Here is a 13,781-nt window from a genome sequence, read left to right as displayed (position 1 = left end):
AAAAGGCATTTGGCGGATTTAGCAGATGATGAGCTTGACCACTTATGAAACTAGATGATTTATTAAAGGTAGCCTCTGATTTTCCTATTCAAAAAGTCAGAAAAATTAGTGTTTCAGATGATATTTTTTCTATTGAACAAGCACCACAACTCATATCTTTACTTAATCCAGAGGAAATTGAATGGAAGTACAACTCCATAATAATTGGACCAGATGGAACAGAAATTCAAACTAGAGGAAGTAAACGAGATAAAAAATACTATTACCTCTCACCTATTTATGAGTCACAAATAGGATGGGATTTAGAGCTTAGTAGCATTAAATCATTAGAAAATATGATCTATGACTTGCTCCCTTGCAAAGAAGGAGAAAGTTACTTTAATCCTTCTTTCTGGTATAGAGAAGATATAATAGAAAATAAAAACATTGTAATGGAAAGTGGAGAAATAAATGAAAAATTAAGGGAGAGAAACCACAAATTAACCTTTTATGATAACAACTTAAGCTTAGAATTAGGGTACGTTAACCCATTATATACATATCTTAATCCCTTTATTATTTCTCAGTCTAAGAAAATAATAGGAAAATCGGAATTTTTTAGTATCTCACTAAAAGAAACGTATACACTTATAGGAGAGAATAAATTATATCTTGAAAACAATAACGGATATATTAAAGTAGAATCTAATGGAAAAATAGCATTAATGAAATCAATTACTTGGAAAGAAACTAAGCCTTATGAAATTGTATGGAACTTAAAAAATAAGGTACAAAGAGTAAATTGTAAGCTACCATTCCCTATTTCATTATATAAATTGTATCCAGCCGGAATTTTACCATTTTTTATAAAATATGAAAATCATACATTGACATTAGGTTTAATAAATTTAAATGAAACACCGATTGTAGTAAATTTAGTATTAGCAGCACGTATTGAAGAAGCTAATTTATTATCACCACAAGGAGAGGAAATAGATAAATTAAATCCGGAATTTGATAGAATAAAAATACCTATGAGAAGATTAGGCATTGCATATATTAGATTAAAAATAAGAAAACTTCTAGAATCATTCCTTAAGAGAAAAATTATAAGCTCCTAGAGCACTTTCAACAATACAATGTGACAGCTTGTAACCATTTTTATTTAACACTTTTTTACCTTCAGCGCATAAAATACAATAATAAGATGATATAGAATTTATATCCTTTTCCTTAACTACTTTATCACTAAAATTCTCTAGGAATTCCATAAATTCTTTATCTCTTCTTAAAATCTCTTTAACAGCAGTACCTCTTCTCTTCTTTAAATAGTTCTCTACAGCAGCAGGAGTTAAACCCATTAAATCAGCAGTCTTATATATAGAAAGATTTTTTTCTTCAACAAGTTTTTCAGCTATTAGCGCCCTAATAGCTGGCAAAATCTCTTTAACTGAATACTCACAAGGAAGGATTAACTGCATAATAAACACACTACAATAGGAATATCGAAAAATAAAAATAAAAATTTTTATAATTCACACGTTTTGCATCCACCGGCATATGTCTCGCTTACTTCAACAAATTTTTTCTGGATTCTTAGTGAAGATGGTAATAATTGCTGTATCTTTTTTTCCTCTTCTTTCTTAACTTCTTCCCTTTCTTTCTTTATTCCAAAGTAAATTACTTGTTGGCTCTTAGATTTATCCCTATATACAGTAACGCCCTTAATTCCAAGCTTCCATGCCAACATGTATACTCTTTCAACAGTTTCTGGTGGTTCCTCACTCCTTAAGTTTATTGTCTTTGAAGTACCCGAATCGTTCCACTGTTGCCAAGCAGCTTGATGCAGCAAATGATACTCTGGTGATACTTCATGTGCAGTCCTAAATACTTTCCTCATACTTTTTGGCATAAATGGATTATCACCAATCATGCCAGTCTCAGCTATTTTTTTGACAACCTCTGGATTATCTAGCTCATATTTCCTTAAGTAATCTAGGAATAGTGGGTCAATTTCCATGAACTTTCCTACAGCAACATTTCTTATGAATGCTAATGCAAACAGTGGCTCTATTGATGATGAAGTACCGGCAATAATTGAAATTGTGCCCGTAGGTGCTACTGAGACTACAGTAGCATTTCTTAATCCATACTTTATCCTATCCTCCTTAAGTTTATCAAAGTCTAATTTATCAACAATTGAGGTGAGTTTCTTCACATAATCGCTAGGCTTATCCTTAATACCCATAATTTCAAGTATTTCGTAAAAGTCCTTTGCACTCTCCCATATGTCTTTGTACAGTTTTGCATCATAAGCTGGGAATGAACCTTTTTCTTTAGCAATCTCAATTGACTCCTTAAAAGCGTGATAATAAATGAACTTGGCTAGTTGATAAGATAAGTACACAGCATCAACAGAGTCATAAGGTATGCCTAGCTTAATTAACATTCTAGCTAAACCCATAACACCTAAGCCAACTTTCCTAGTCTTCTTAGTAGCTTCCTCAATCTGCTTTAATGGATAACGATTAGCATCTATTACATTATCTAAAAGCCTAACAGCATAACGAATAGTTTCAGCTAAACCATCCCAATCAATCTTACCATCCACAACAAATTTTTCTAAATTGATAGAACCTAAATTACAGCTTTCCCAGGGTAATAAGGGTTCCTCACCACATGGGTTTGTAGCGTTTATCTTCCCTAAATACCACACTGGGTGGCGCCTATTTATTGTGTCTATGAATAGTAATCCTGGATCACCAGAGTCCCAAGCACCTTTTACAATTTCATCGAACAAATTCCTAGCATTAACCCATTGTGTTATAGCATTTTCTTTCTCAGCAATTACTAAAGCCTCATCAATAGTTATTATCTTACTTTCAGCAAGATCAACCGTACCGCCCTTCTCTTCCAATTCTGACAATATAACCTCTTGTATCCACTCCTCATTCATATAACCTCTAGCCTTAGACATGTAATAATCCCAATCAGCAATCTTAGTCTTCCTAGGGTTAATTAATGGTACAACATCGCCTCTCTCTACAGCTTGCATAAAATAATCATAAACTCCTACTGAAATATTAAAGTTCTGTAATTGCGTATCTTTTAATTGACCAGTCTTTGATTTAATAAACTCCTCTATATCAGGGTGCCATACATGCATAACACCCATATTTGCTCCTCTTCTCTTACCTCCTTGCTTTACAACATCAGTAGATACATCAAATATTCTCATAAATGACACTGGACCTGAAGCTACACCTGCAGTAGAAGCCACAATATCCCCCTTAGGTCTTAATTCGGAGAAGTCAAATCCAGTACCTCCACCTTGTTGATGAACAACAGCCATAGCCCTTAATGCATCGTATATACCTTCACCATTTGGAGTAATCATTGAATCCCTAACTGGAATTACAAAACATGCAGACAAAATTCCCAATCTTGTACCACTATTCATTAGAGTTGGTGTATTTGGTAAGAACTTTAACTCAGACATTATTTTATAAAACTTCTCCTCTAATTGTTTAACCTCACTCTCAGATCTACCATATTGTCTTTCTACATTAGCCAAATGTTTTGCTACCCTCCTAAACATCATCTGTGGTGTTTCAATATAACGTAAAGTGTTTGGATCCTTTAACAAATACCTTGCTTCTAATACTTTTAACGCATTATATGTTAACAATAAATCTCTTTCATCAAAACCTTTCCAATTGCCCTTACCAAATACATGATTATAAATCCTAGCTAAAACATACTTCTTTGCGAGATCCATTAATTCTGGATGATCCAAAGAGTGCTCAATCAGGTTCCTTTCGACGATATCTGCTATAGTTCTTGTATCTATAGCATTATCTTTAGCATTTTGAGCTATATCATTAAGTATTCCATCCATTACGTCTTCTGGTATAATTCCTAGCTTTGAAAATATCTTATCAGATTTAAACTCTTCAACCTTACCACTTCTTTTGAGAACCTTAAGCTTTGAGAGTGAGAGGATGGTAATATCAGCTTTTTGCATTTTCTAATCATTAAATATTATATTTCGAAGTATATATACAGTATCGCCAATTAGAATAGTATTACCCCAAAAAGAGAATAATTTCTAATACCTAAGTTCATATTAGTTATATTATATGTCATTACTTCTACTAATTGGATTAAAGGGAAACTGATTTAAGAATGTAAAATAGAATATACATGGACCCGTAGCTCAGCCAGGATAGAGCGCCGGCCTGCGGTTTTAAAGTAGGGAGCCGGCGGTCCCGGGTTCAAGTCCCGGCGGGTCCGCTATTTTACATCCTCTTTAACGGTTTTATTCCAACAATACTAAGACCGTTATATAGAATTCTTTCGACACCTTTAACTATAAATAGTCTTAGCATTCTTTTTCCTTCGTTTGGTTCTTGTAAAACTCTTTCAAAGTTATACCATCTGTTAAATATATCTGCTATACTCCTCATAAATCCTAACAAATCTTCTGGTCTTAATTCATCAACAGCTTTAGTAGCTACTTCTGGGAATTTTGCGATTGATATTAAAAGACGCCTCTTATCATCTACTATATCACTAAAATCTACTTTATTAATATCTAATTTTTCTTCATTTTTAGCCAATATATTATATGCTCTAGCATAGGTATATTGTAAATAAGGTCCACTATTTTGATCAAAATCAACTATATTCTTTATGTTAAAAGAAACAGGCTTATTTGCTGATACTGACAGAATAGCATATCTAATAGCTGAGTTAACAATATCTAGCAAATTATTTAAGTCTCCTCCTTTTTCTTTTATTTTATTTTCAGCAACTTCTTTTACCTCATTTATTATTTCATCTAAAGAAATATACCTACCTAGTCTGCCACTCATTCTCATTCCTTGTAAATTCACCATACCATAAGAATAGTGTATAAGATTCTCTGCTATATCTTTGAAACCTAAAAGATATAATGATGCTCTTAATTGCATTTGTGGAACTGATTGCTGTTCAGCTATAACATTTATTACTTTATTTGCATAGAAAACTTCAAATTTATATAAAGAATAAGCTATATCTCTAGTAGTATAAAGAGTTGTTCCATCAGATCTAACTAAAACAAGGGGAGGAAGTTCTAACCCTAATGGAATATTAAGTCTTTTCCTTGCCTCTGGATCTAAATCAAGTGAGAGGGCTATAGTACCTTTATGCTCCTTTATATTTTTTGAAGAAAGAGCTAATTTTACAATCTCATCTACTCTCTTACTCCATAATAAATCACTTTCATAATCAAAATTATCAAAATGAATATCTAATATCTTTAAACTGTCTTTAAAACCTTCTAATGTCCAGTTTACTAATTTTCTAATTACATTCACAATTTTCTCATCACTATGTCTCTCATAATTTTTTATTATGTTTTGTATTTTTTCTTCTATATTTTCTATCTTACTTATCTCATCAGCAAGTTTATCAAATATTTCTGGATATTTTTCTCTATGTTTGCCTGCAAGTGAAATTAATTCGTCTAATTTAGATATTTTTTGTCTATATTCCTCTTCATTAGAACTAGAAAGTTCTTTCTTTAATTGATTTATCTCAATTAGAATGTTAGTTATAGCATAAATAACACCTATCCATTGATCTATTTTCTCATCTCTAGGTGGGTTTGGTTCCCCTAATAAAAGATAACCTAAAGTAAGGATTGCAACTTGCCTCCCAGCATCATTAACATAAAACCTTGTATTAACTTCATGCCCTCTAGCTTTTAGCATTCTAGCTATTACATCACCTAATATTGCATTTCTCAAATGACCCACATGTAAGGGATGAATAGGATTGGCACTGGTATGCTCTACCACTACCCTTTGGGGTTTTTGTATTTTTTCAATACCATAATCCTCGGGAAAATTAGTAAAAATAAGTTTAAAGAGCTCAGATTCGTTTATGACACCATTAATGTATATACCAGCTTTTTTAATCTCTCTTATAAGTTTTCCACCAGAGGGAAAATCAGAGATATTAAGCAATTCTTTATTCTTAGTAACTGTTGGTAATGGCAGTGAAACGTCCCCCATTTGTTCTTTTGGAGGGTACTCAAAATTCTCATATATTTTGTTTTGATCAATGCTTAGCCTTTCCGATAAAATTTTAGCAAATTCGAGCTTCACTTCTTTTATAGGATTCACAACAGAGCATAAGCCACTATCTTTATATCTTTTTCCTCTCTTAAGTCATAAAACATGAAAAGAGCCGAGGTATTAATAGTAGAAGATTTAAGAGGAGAAAGAAAGGTAGATGAAAATAGAGTATCCGAAATTATAGAGAAGATAAATGGAGTTGATGAAATTATTATAAATAAAATTACATTACCAACAGAAACGGGAGATGACGATTTATTAGGTGTTCACATAATAGTGAGAGAAATTGCAGAAACATAGTGTATGTCCCTTTTATAAAGGAGGCTTCTGTACTTCCCCGATGTTAGAAAATCCTTCTGACACAGTAACAAGCCCTAATAGATGTTTAAAAGATTATAAAAGTTGTAGATTCTTTGTAGCTGAAGAAAAAAGAGAAGGGTTAGAAATATTTACATCTGATGAAAATGCTGAAGAGGAAGTAAATTTCTATCCTAAAATAAATATTTTAGAGAAAGTAATGGATAGCGAATGTAGTTATTTTCAAATAATAAAAACTGAAAAAGGATTAGTTGCATATTGTAAAGTACTAAGAAGAATATTAACCGAATCACAAGCTAGTTTATGTTCAACACAATGGAGAAATTGTCCATTTAAAAACTTAGCCTAACTTTGCATATCTTCCATCTTCTAGCATTGTTACCATATTTTTTTCTGCTAAGTCTGATAATGCTTTCCTTATCTTATCTTCACTAGCTATTCCAGAGAGATAAGAATGAAGCTCCTTTAAATTCATGGGCTTCTCACTCAGCAAATCTAATAATATTTGTTTTAACTCTTCTTCGTTAGGAGCAGTCATAACAACTACTTCTTTATCGGAATATAACACACGGAGTTTACTCTCAATCTTATTAGAAGTCTCCTCTTCTTTTTCACTTGTTCTTTTCTTCTTCTTTGCCGAAGCCATTACTAAACCCTCAATACCTAATCATATTTAGAATTTTTAATACTTATAAGTGTTGATGAAATGTGAAACTTAAAATTACAGCTTTTATATGCCTACTATATTAATTATATCTTAGGCGAATTAATTGGGCGAACCTGACTTTCTAAGACATATTGTGAGTAAAGTATTAACGCCCGTCAGTTTAGACATGAAACGCTTAGATGAGGCTCAAAAATTATTAGCAAAAGCAGAATCAAAGTATGGTTTTTCATCATATGGGGGAGACCCAGAAAAATTAGCAGATTTTTTATTAAGTCCAGATTTTACAAATTTAATTTTTATAATTGGAATAGATCTAACTAAAAAATTACTTAATACAGTTTATGATAATTATTCAAGCCAAAAAATCAAAGATGCAGTTAAAAAAATTCTTGATGAGCTTGAAGGATATAATTCAGAAGAAACAAATCAACTAATGATGTATAAATAAAAAATTAGTTTATTCTAGTGAAGAAGGAGTTGATGATTTCTCTTCTTCTCCTCCTTCTTTCTTCTCTCCTTTCTTCTCTCCACTCTTTAATGGAGCAGCTGCTATTAGATCATCAATCTTCAATATTGCGGTAGCAGCTTCTACAGCACTCTTTAATACTTGAGCTTTAACTCTTACTGGCTCTAATACATTAAGAGCTAACATATCATCAGCAATTTTTCCGTTCATAACATCAACTCCAGCATTAATTAATCCTTTAGCATGCTTTGCTCTTAGATCCATTAATGTCTGAATTGGCTCCATACCAGCAGTTTCAGCTAATATCATTGGTATTTCTTCTAATGCCTCAGCAAACTTTTCAATTGCTAATTGTTCTTTGCCACCCACAGATCTTGCGTATTCTCTCAATCTTAATGCTAACTCAGTCTCTACAGCACCACCACCAGCAACAATCATTGGCTTCATTAATACATTCCTTAATGAGTGTAATGCATCATTAATACTTCTTTCAGCCTCATCTAATGCCATGTCATTTGAACCCCTTAATAATATGTTTACAGCCTTTGGATTCTTTGCACCTTCAATGAATACCATTTTGTCATTACCAACTCTTCTTTCTTCTACTAGTTCAGCATAACCTAAATCTTCTGGGGTAGCATCCTTGATACTACTTATGATTCTAGCACCAAGTGCTTTCTCTAACTTCTCAATATCACTTCTCTTTACTCTTCTAACTGCTAAGATTCCTTTCTTTGCTAAGAAGTGTTGTGCAACATCATCAATACCTTTCTGGCAGATTACAACATTAGCGCCAATTGAAGCTAATTTATCAACCATATCTTTTAGATACTTTGCTTCCTCATCAAGGAAAGCTTTAATCTGTTCTGGGCTAGTTATACTGATTTTAGCTGAAATTTCTGGTTTTTCTACTTCTAATGCAGCATCTAATACAGCAATTTTTGCTTTTTCAACTCTTCTTGGCATTCCAGGATGAACTACTTCTTTATCTAAAACTAGGCCATGAACTAACATACTATCTTCGATGCTTCCTCCTTTTTTCTTATCAATCTTTATTAGATCCAATGGTACATTATATCCTCCTTCTGGTAAGGGTTCAGCAACTATTGAGACAGCATCAATTACCATATTCATAATTTTATCCATCTCTTCTCCGCCAGCTATGAATTTACTAGACATTGTTGTATATACTATCTTCTTTAACTGATCTCTCGTAGCAAGTGAATTTAAGTTAGATACATCAATTTTAGTAGCTAGTTGATCAATAATTTCTAAGGATTTATTTAGAGCTTTCTTATACCCTTCAATAATTATTGTTGGATGAATGTTTTGGTCTAATAAATCATCCGCCTTATCTAATAACAGCCCTGCAAGAACAACTGCTGAAGTTGTACCATCACCTACTTCGGCGTCTTGAGCTTTTGCTGCCTCGACTAAAAGCTTTGCTGCTGGATGCTGAATTTCCATTTCCTTTACTATAGTAGCACCGTCATTGGTTATAGTGACATCTCCGAAGCTATCAATAAGCATTTTATCTAATCCTCTTGGTCCTAAACTACTTTTTAACATTTCAGCTAAAGTAACTGCTGCTAAAATGTTATTCTTTAAAGCATCCCTTCCTGAAGATCTTTGAGTGCCTTCTTTTAGTAATAAGACTGGGGCGTTTGCCATATTCAAACACCGTATCTGGTTTTGCATTAGAATCGCTTATATATAAATTTTTCTGTTATATTTTCATGTGATCAATTTAAGAGGAGGAGAATAATAACTTAAGAATTATAAATGGAAATTTGTCAACGATGCAACAAAAGGCAAGCAATAACAGTAATTGGTGGAAGAAAACTTTGTGAACATTGTGCGCGAGATGAAATTATAAAAAGAGTAAAAAGAGAAATTTATGACTCAAAACAATTTTCGTTTAATGATAAAGTAGCAATTATTTTAGACGAGCAATTTAGGCCTTTATCTACGATATTGAATTTTATAATAAGTAAAGCATGTTACAAATGTAAATTACAAGTAGAAGAAATTCTTATAAATGCAGATAGTAATTACATTAACGATATTATATGGAAAATGATTATAGAAGGAGAGAAACTTTCACATAAGATAAAAATACTACCATTCACTTCAGATTTTCTCCTAACATACTTAATTTATACGATTTCTTCAAATGATTCTAATTATTTATCATTTGCAAAATCCCTTGTAGTGTTTAATAATAACATATTCTTTGTTCCATTATACTCAACTTCAGTCTTAGAGTTGAAAGGATTCGCAGAGTTAAAGCTTAAATGGAAGGATGCAATGTTTGACAAAATTTATAGGTGGACTCTCTCATACTTAAAAGAAAACTTTGAGTTATTCCATACTTTTCATACTTCTATACAGTTATTTAAAAAGAAAACTTGTAAGAAGTGCAATGCATTTATTGATTCTGGGGAATATTGCCAGCGCTGTAATAAGCTTTTAACTTCTCTTTCTCCTCTCTATTAAGAATAATTTCAAAAACTAACAACTCATTCTTAGGCATTTTACTGGGGGGTGAAATGCCATTCCAACTATAATAGAAATACCCCGCTGTGATAATTTCTTTAAACCCCTCAGGGTCACTTTTACTATAATCTATTAGTAAATCGATTACATGAATTTTCTCCTTTAATTGTTTCATTGAAATAACATACTTACAAATATAACATGATAAGTCAGGCATAATAGCATTAAACTTACATCTAGGACACTCAACGGGTGAGTTTATACCATATAAATTCCAAGTCGTACGTAGAAAATCTATGAGATCTTGTCTATTTCTTTTAGATAATTCTTCATATAACTGTGGACCAAGCTCCTTTACAGTGTTCTTTATATTATAGACAACGAACTCTAATTGCTCATTCGTCATTTTATCAAGATTTTTTATTCTAAGTAATTTTAAGGCCAAAAATTCCATCAAAGAGTCTTTATTTGCTTGTAATCTGTTTATAATTGTTCTAGCTTTAGGTTTAGTCTTAACTTCTCCCACAGCTGCAGCAAATGGTTCTTTTATAAGCTCCTTATATTCATCCTTATCAAGATTTAAATAAGCTAAACCTAAAGCATTAACAACTTCCTCTAAATATTCATCTATTATTGCATTTGGATCAATATACTTATCCTTAGTAGACTTTTTCTTAGTTTTTTTCTCTTGTTCTTGCTGCTGGGGCTCCTCAGATTTCTTCCTTCTTGGCACTTGTGTGATCCCATTAAATCATCTGTGCTAAATCTAAAAAGTCCATCGGAAGCATCTTTTTCTTTTGAATTATTTCATTATACTTTTGGTCTAAGTAACCGATAAAAATTGGACAATTCTCATATCTTCCTTCTCTTGTACATTTGTCTCCTAAAGTCAAAAAGCATTTAGAGGATTTCTTATCATAATAAGGGCATAATTTATAATAGGTCTTAGCACTTTTAATCATTCTCTCAATCCATTGTTTTTTATGATCTTTTTTCTCAGCCTCTTTTTCAGCTTTAGCTAAAACTTTATTCATCTCGTCCTCTGATATCCTAGATGATTTAGTAGATTCAGACAACATTAACACCTAGTTTAAACTTAATACAAAATACTAATATATATTACTACTACTACTTCTCTTAAAATGCTTTTCATGTATATTTATATGGAGTTTGTATAATGCAAATAATGAAAGACATACATGAAACGTGAAAATGAATTAAAAGTAGTAGTAGATATTTTAACAGTTATTTATCCTATCCTTAAGTTGTTGTGTAAAACCTATTCTTAATCCAAGTTTAGGATCATGATATAAATATAAAATTCTTTTAGTCTGTAATTTTCTTAAAACTTTAAATAGCCATCCTGTATCCGCATTAAATTCTTCTTGAATTTGATCGAGATATACATAAGTAGAACCCCACTGCTTATATTTATTTAATAGAAAGATTAACAATTCCTTCTCCTCTTCATCTATTTTTTCTAGTATATCTGATATACAATCCGTTAAATTACCTTTTTGTTGTTTTTTGTTTCTGGTACTTGTTAAGTCGTCAATAAACGACAAAAATTCTTTTTCTTCTTTGTTTTCTTTTGTCTCTTTTTTGTTGTTCATTGTCTGCTTAACATTTTCATTTAGTATTTGCTTTGCAAACGCTAAATATTCTATAAACTTAGAGTTATTTCTTTCCTCAATAATTTCTTTAGCTAAATCCTCACCTTGCGATGAGAGATGCCATCTACCTGCTTCTTGGTATACTAAGCCTTTTTTTCTCCAGTAACTAAGATAACTACTTACATATTTTGTTTCTAAGCCTAGGTTTACCGCTATTTCAGAAGTTCTTAATGGTCTGGCTAATAGAAGTATGAGAACAGCCTCCATCAATTTAGAACGAGGACCAGTTTTAAGCTGTTTTTCGTTAAGCTCAATATTTATGTCAGCATCCTCTCTTTTCATCAGATTATATATGAAGAACAAGAATATAACATGGTTGGTTAGTAATGTCTTAGGTAATATCATTATCTACTACACTGGTATTATCACAAGTTTTAATCGCGACAAATTCTTCATATCCTACTATAACTTTATAAATACCTTGAAATTTCCTATCTAATAACGGATTTCCGGTATCTATTCTCAAACATTCTATTGTGTTTAACTTTGACCTCGTAGATACTATTATTATCTTATCTCTCCTAATTTTTTGAAGCACTTCTGGTCCAATCTCTTGATTTCCCCTTCCTATCAAAAATCCTTGTTTACCTATTGGTGTTAAGATTAAATTTAACTCCCCAGTCAAATTCAATAAATCATAATAATTAACAGAAGTTTTTACGAGTTTTTTTCCATATGTAACATCAATAGCTAAAAAATTAGTTTTATATCCTAATTTTTTAAGGATATATTTTACAGTACTTCCGCTTCCAAATATATAATATTCGTTGTCTCTAATTAGATTATTAATAACATATTCTGCAATAGCCTCTAACTCTTCTTCATTGCTTATTATTTCTTCCTTGCTAGGAGTTAGATAATTTCCAAACGTTACTGTTTTAGCTATTCCATATAATTTTACCTCATATCTACCTTTTCTGTATTCTTCTTCATCTACATCTAATATTTCAGCGTCTGTTAGCGTTGCTTCACCATTTACGTATTTAGTTAAAATTATTGCCGCAGCTTCGGGAGTATTGGCAAATACACCGCTGTGCATTTTTACACCACTAGGGATTCCTAAAATCGGTATCTTTTGATCTACAACGGAATAGATATCTCTGGCCGTACCATCACCCCCAGCAAAAACTATTATATCGCATTTTAGCTCAAGAAATCGATTAGTTACATATATTGTATCTTCTCTGGTTGTTTTTTCTTTATTTAATGTTTCTATAACAGTAAATTTAAAATCATTATTAAAATAAATTTCACCCATTTTATTTTCTGCTACTATATATTCGACTCCTTTTTTAGGTGCTAATGAAAGAAACCTCTTTATTTTTAGTGGGGTTTCAAGGTTTTCAATATATAAATCGTCACTGCCTTTATGTCCTATTCTTCCACCACTTCCAGCTATTGGGTTAACTAAAAATCCTATTTTTTTAAGCACTAGTTAAAATTGCAAGAGCGATTTTATAAGCTAAGTGTTGATTAACTGGTTCAAATACGATAATAAGATCATTTATTTCCAACTTATTAACTTTACTTTGCAATTCTTCCTTTAACTTTTTTATTTCTTCACTTTCATCAAAGGTTTTAGGTGGTAATTCTATTCTTCCCTCTTCATTGATAACTGCTATTAAAGTTCTAGTAGCACCTTGTTTAATGATTAAGTCTCTTAAATTTAATAGTCCCATTTTTTCTAGTATAATTCTCCCATTTTTTATTTTAATTAATTCACTTTTCCAATTGATACTAGTAAGTTCAATCTCATTTGATATTGTAACTTTACTTCTAATATTGCTCAAGATTTTCTTTCCTAAATCTGTTATTAATATTCCGGCCACTTTATCTATGGTAATTAATCCTAGTTCTTTTAATCGCTTTATCATAGTCCTTGTTGAAGCCTCTGTCAGTCCTAACTTTTTCATCAATAAATGTCTACCTATAGGCTGTTCTTTTTCTATTATGCTTAGGGCTAATAACACATGAGCCTCATCAAAGTTTGGTTTATTTCCTTTCTTTGGTAAAGTAACTTTAGTTAATGTTAATAGTTCTTCCACATTTTTAAATTAGTG

15 protein-coding genes and 1 tRNA gene are annotated in these 13,781 nt (G+C 31.7%); 6 read left to right on the top strand and 10 right to left on the bottom strand.

The window, feature by feature from the left end; genetic code table 11:
* The first annotated feature begins 44 nt into the window (after positions 1–44).
* The gene (locus STK_RS06960) at positions 45–1,100 is read left to right on the top strand and encodes a hypothetical protein (RefSeq protein WP_010979280.1); all 1,056 of its coding nucleotides are present in this window, start codon (positions 45–47) and stop codon (positions 1,098–1,100) included.
* On the opposite strand, the gene STK_RS06955 is transcribed toward STK_RS06960, so the two are convergent.
* Both STK_RS06955 and STK_RS06950 read right to left on the bottom strand, forming a co-directional pair.
* Complete coding sequence (locus STK_RS06955; RefSeq protein ID WP_052846519.1) at positions 1,068–1,460, bottom strand: transcriptional regulator; 393 nt, start codon at positions 1,458–1,460, stop codon at positions 1,068–1,070. The genes STK_RS06960 and STK_RS06955 overlap by 33 nt on opposite strands.
* A 47-nt stretch (positions 1,461–1,507) precedes the next feature.
* Positions 1,508–4,003: an adenosylcobalamin-dependent ribonucleoside-diphosphate reductase gene (locus tag STK_RS06950; protein ID WP_010979278.1), complete on the bottom strand. Its 2,496-nt coding sequence runs from the start codon at positions 4,001–4,003 to the stop codon at positions 1,508–1,510.
* A gap of 181 nt (positions 4,004–4,184) precedes the next feature.
* On the opposite strand from STK_RS06950, the gene STK_RS06945 reads away from it, so the two are divergent.
* Positions 4,185–4,272 (top strand) — tRNA-Arg (locus STK_RS06945).
* Between the two features lie 5 nt (positions 4,273–4,277).
* On the opposite strand, the gene STK_RS06940 is transcribed toward STK_RS06945, so the two are convergent.
* Positions 4,278–6,149, bottom strand: coding sequence for an arginine--tRNA ligase (locus STK_RS06940; protein ID WP_010979277.1), 1,872 nt, complete (start codon positions 6,147–6,149; stop codon positions 4,278–4,280).
* 54 nt (positions 6,150–6,203) lie between these two features.
* Here STK_RS06940 and STK_RS06935 point away from each other — a divergent pair, with 54 nt between their 5' ends.
* Entirely contained in the window at positions 6,204–6,401 is a 198-nt protein-coding gene (locus STK_RS06935; RefSeq protein WP_010979276.1) for a hypothetical protein, read from the top strand.
* Positions 6,402–6,441: 40 nt separating this feature from the next.
* On the top strand, positions 6,442–6,768 hold the full coding sequence (locus STK_RS06930; protein ID WP_010979275.1) for a hypothetical protein: 327 nt from the start codon (positions 6,442–6,444) through the stop codon (positions 6,766–6,768).
* Here STK_RS06930 and STK_RS06925 read toward each other — a convergent pair.
* A complete protein-coding gene (locus STK_RS06925; RefSeq protein ID WP_010979274.1) occupies positions 6,760–7,065 on the bottom strand; it encodes a hypothetical protein in 306 nt (101 codons plus the stop codon). The two genes, STK_RS06930 and STK_RS06925, sit on opposite strands and share 9 nt — an antisense overlap.
* Positions 7,066–7,189: 124 nt before the next feature.
* Here STK_RS06925 and STK_RS06920 point away from each other — a divergent pair, with 124 nt between their 5' ends.
* Entirely contained in the window at positions 7,190–7,534 is a 345-nt protein-coding gene (locus STK_RS06920) for a hypothetical protein (protein WP_052846518.1), read from the top strand.
* A 9-nt stretch (positions 7,535–7,543) separates the two neighbouring features.
* Here STK_RS06920 and thsA read toward each other — a convergent pair whose 3' ends face one another.
* Positions 7,544–9,223 carry a thermosome subunit alpha gene (thsA, locus tag STK_RS06915; protein ID WP_052846517.1) on the bottom strand — a complete coding sequence of 560 codons (1,680 nt, stop codon included), beginning with the start codon at positions 9,221–9,223 and terminating at the stop codon, positions 7,544–7,546.
* Positions 9,224–9,334: 111 nt separating this feature from the next.
* Here thsA and STK_RS06910 point away from each other — a divergent pair, with 111 nt between their 5' ends.
* Positions 9,335–10,048: a hypothetical protein gene (locus STK_RS06910; protein WP_010979270.1), complete on the top strand. Its 714-nt coding sequence runs from the start codon at positions 9,335–9,337 to the stop codon at positions 10,046–10,048.
* Here STK_RS06910 and STK_RS06905 read toward each other — a convergent pair.
* The 5 genes from STK_RS06905 to STK_RS06885 all read right to left on the bottom strand — a co-directional run bounded on the left by STK_RS06905 (position 9,981) and on the right by STK_RS06885 (position 13,766).
* Positions 9,981–10,781, bottom strand: coding sequence for a hypothetical protein (locus tag STK_RS06905; protein WP_010979269.1), 801 nt, complete (start codon positions 10,779–10,781; stop codon positions 9,981–9,983). The two genes, STK_RS06910 and STK_RS06905, sit on opposite strands and share 68 nt — an antisense overlap.
* Positions 10,782–10,794: 13 nt before the next feature.
* A complete protein-coding gene (locus STK_RS06900) occupies positions 10,795–11,127 on the bottom strand; it encodes a hypothetical protein (RefSeq protein WP_052846516.1) in 333 nt (110 codons plus the stop codon).
* Positions 11,128–11,286: 159 nt separating this feature from the next.
* Positions 11,287–12,003: a hypothetical protein gene (locus STK_RS06895; protein ID WP_052846943.1), complete on the bottom strand. Its 717-nt coding sequence runs from the start codon at positions 12,001–12,003 to the stop codon at positions 11,287–11,289.
* Positions 12,004–12,052: 49 nt separating this feature from the next.
* Positions 12,053–13,153: an ATP-NAD kinase family protein gene (locus STK_RS06890; RefSeq protein ID WP_010979266.1), complete on the bottom strand. Its 1,101-nt coding sequence runs from the start codon at positions 13,151–13,153 to the stop codon at positions 12,053–12,055.
* Positions 13,146–13,766 (bottom strand): DUF4443 domain-containing protein, encoded by a 621-nt coding sequence (locus STK_RS06885; protein WP_010979265.1) that lies wholly within the window; start codon positions 13,764–13,766, stop codon positions 13,146–13,148. Before STK_RS06885 ends, STK_RS06890 begins: the two co-directional genes overlap by 8 nt.
* Positions 13,767–13,781 lie beyond the last annotated feature (15 nt).

Source organism: Sulfurisphaera tokodaii str. 7, from assembly GCF_000011205.1.
Lineage (GTDB): Archaea > Thermoproteota > Thermoprotei_A > Sulfolobales > Sulfolobaceae > Sulfurisphaera > Sulfurisphaera tokodaii.
The sequence above is the reverse complement of the archived record's forward strand: the minus strand, read 5'-3'. Positions and strand labels throughout refer to the sequence as shown.

Coding starts and splice junctions, on each gene's coding strand:
- STK_RS06960 (WP_010979280.1), top strand. CDS start 45: ATGAAACTAGATGATTTATTAAAGGTAGCCTCTGATTTTCCTATTCAA.
- STK_RS06955 (WP_052846519.1), bottom strand. CDS start 1,460: ATGCAGTTAATCCTTCCTTGTGAGTATTCAGTTAAAGAGATTTTGCCA.
- STK_RS06950 (WP_010979278.1), bottom strand. CDS start 4,003: ATGCAAAAAGCTGATATTACCATCCTCTCACTCTCAAAGCTTAAGGTT.
- STK_RS06935 (WP_010979276.1), top strand. CDS start 6,204: ATGAAAAGAGCCGAGGTATTAATAGTAGAAGATTTAAGAGGAGAAAGA.
- STK_RS06930 (WP_010979275.1), top strand. CDS start 6,442: ATGTTAGAAAATCCTTCTGACACAGTAACAAGCCCTAATAGATGTTTA.
- STK_RS06925 (WP_010979274.1), bottom strand. CDS start 7,065: ATGGCTTCGGCAAAGAAGAAGAAAAGAACAAGTGAAAAAGAAGAGGAG.
- thsA (WP_052846517.1), bottom strand. CDS start 9,223: ATGGCAAACGCCCCAGTCTTATTACTAAAAGAAGGCACTCAAAGATCT.
- STK_RS06910 (WP_010979270.1), top strand. CDS start 9,335: ATGGAAATTTGTCAACGATGCAACAAAAGGCAAGCAATAACAGTAATT.
- STK_RS06900 (WP_052846516.1), bottom strand. CDS start 11,127: ATGTTGTCTGAATCTACTAAATCATCTAGGATATCAGAGGACGAGATG.
- STK_RS06895 (WP_052846943.1), bottom strand. CDS start 12,003: ATGAAAAGAGAGGATGCTGACATAAATATTGAGCTTAACGAAAAACAG.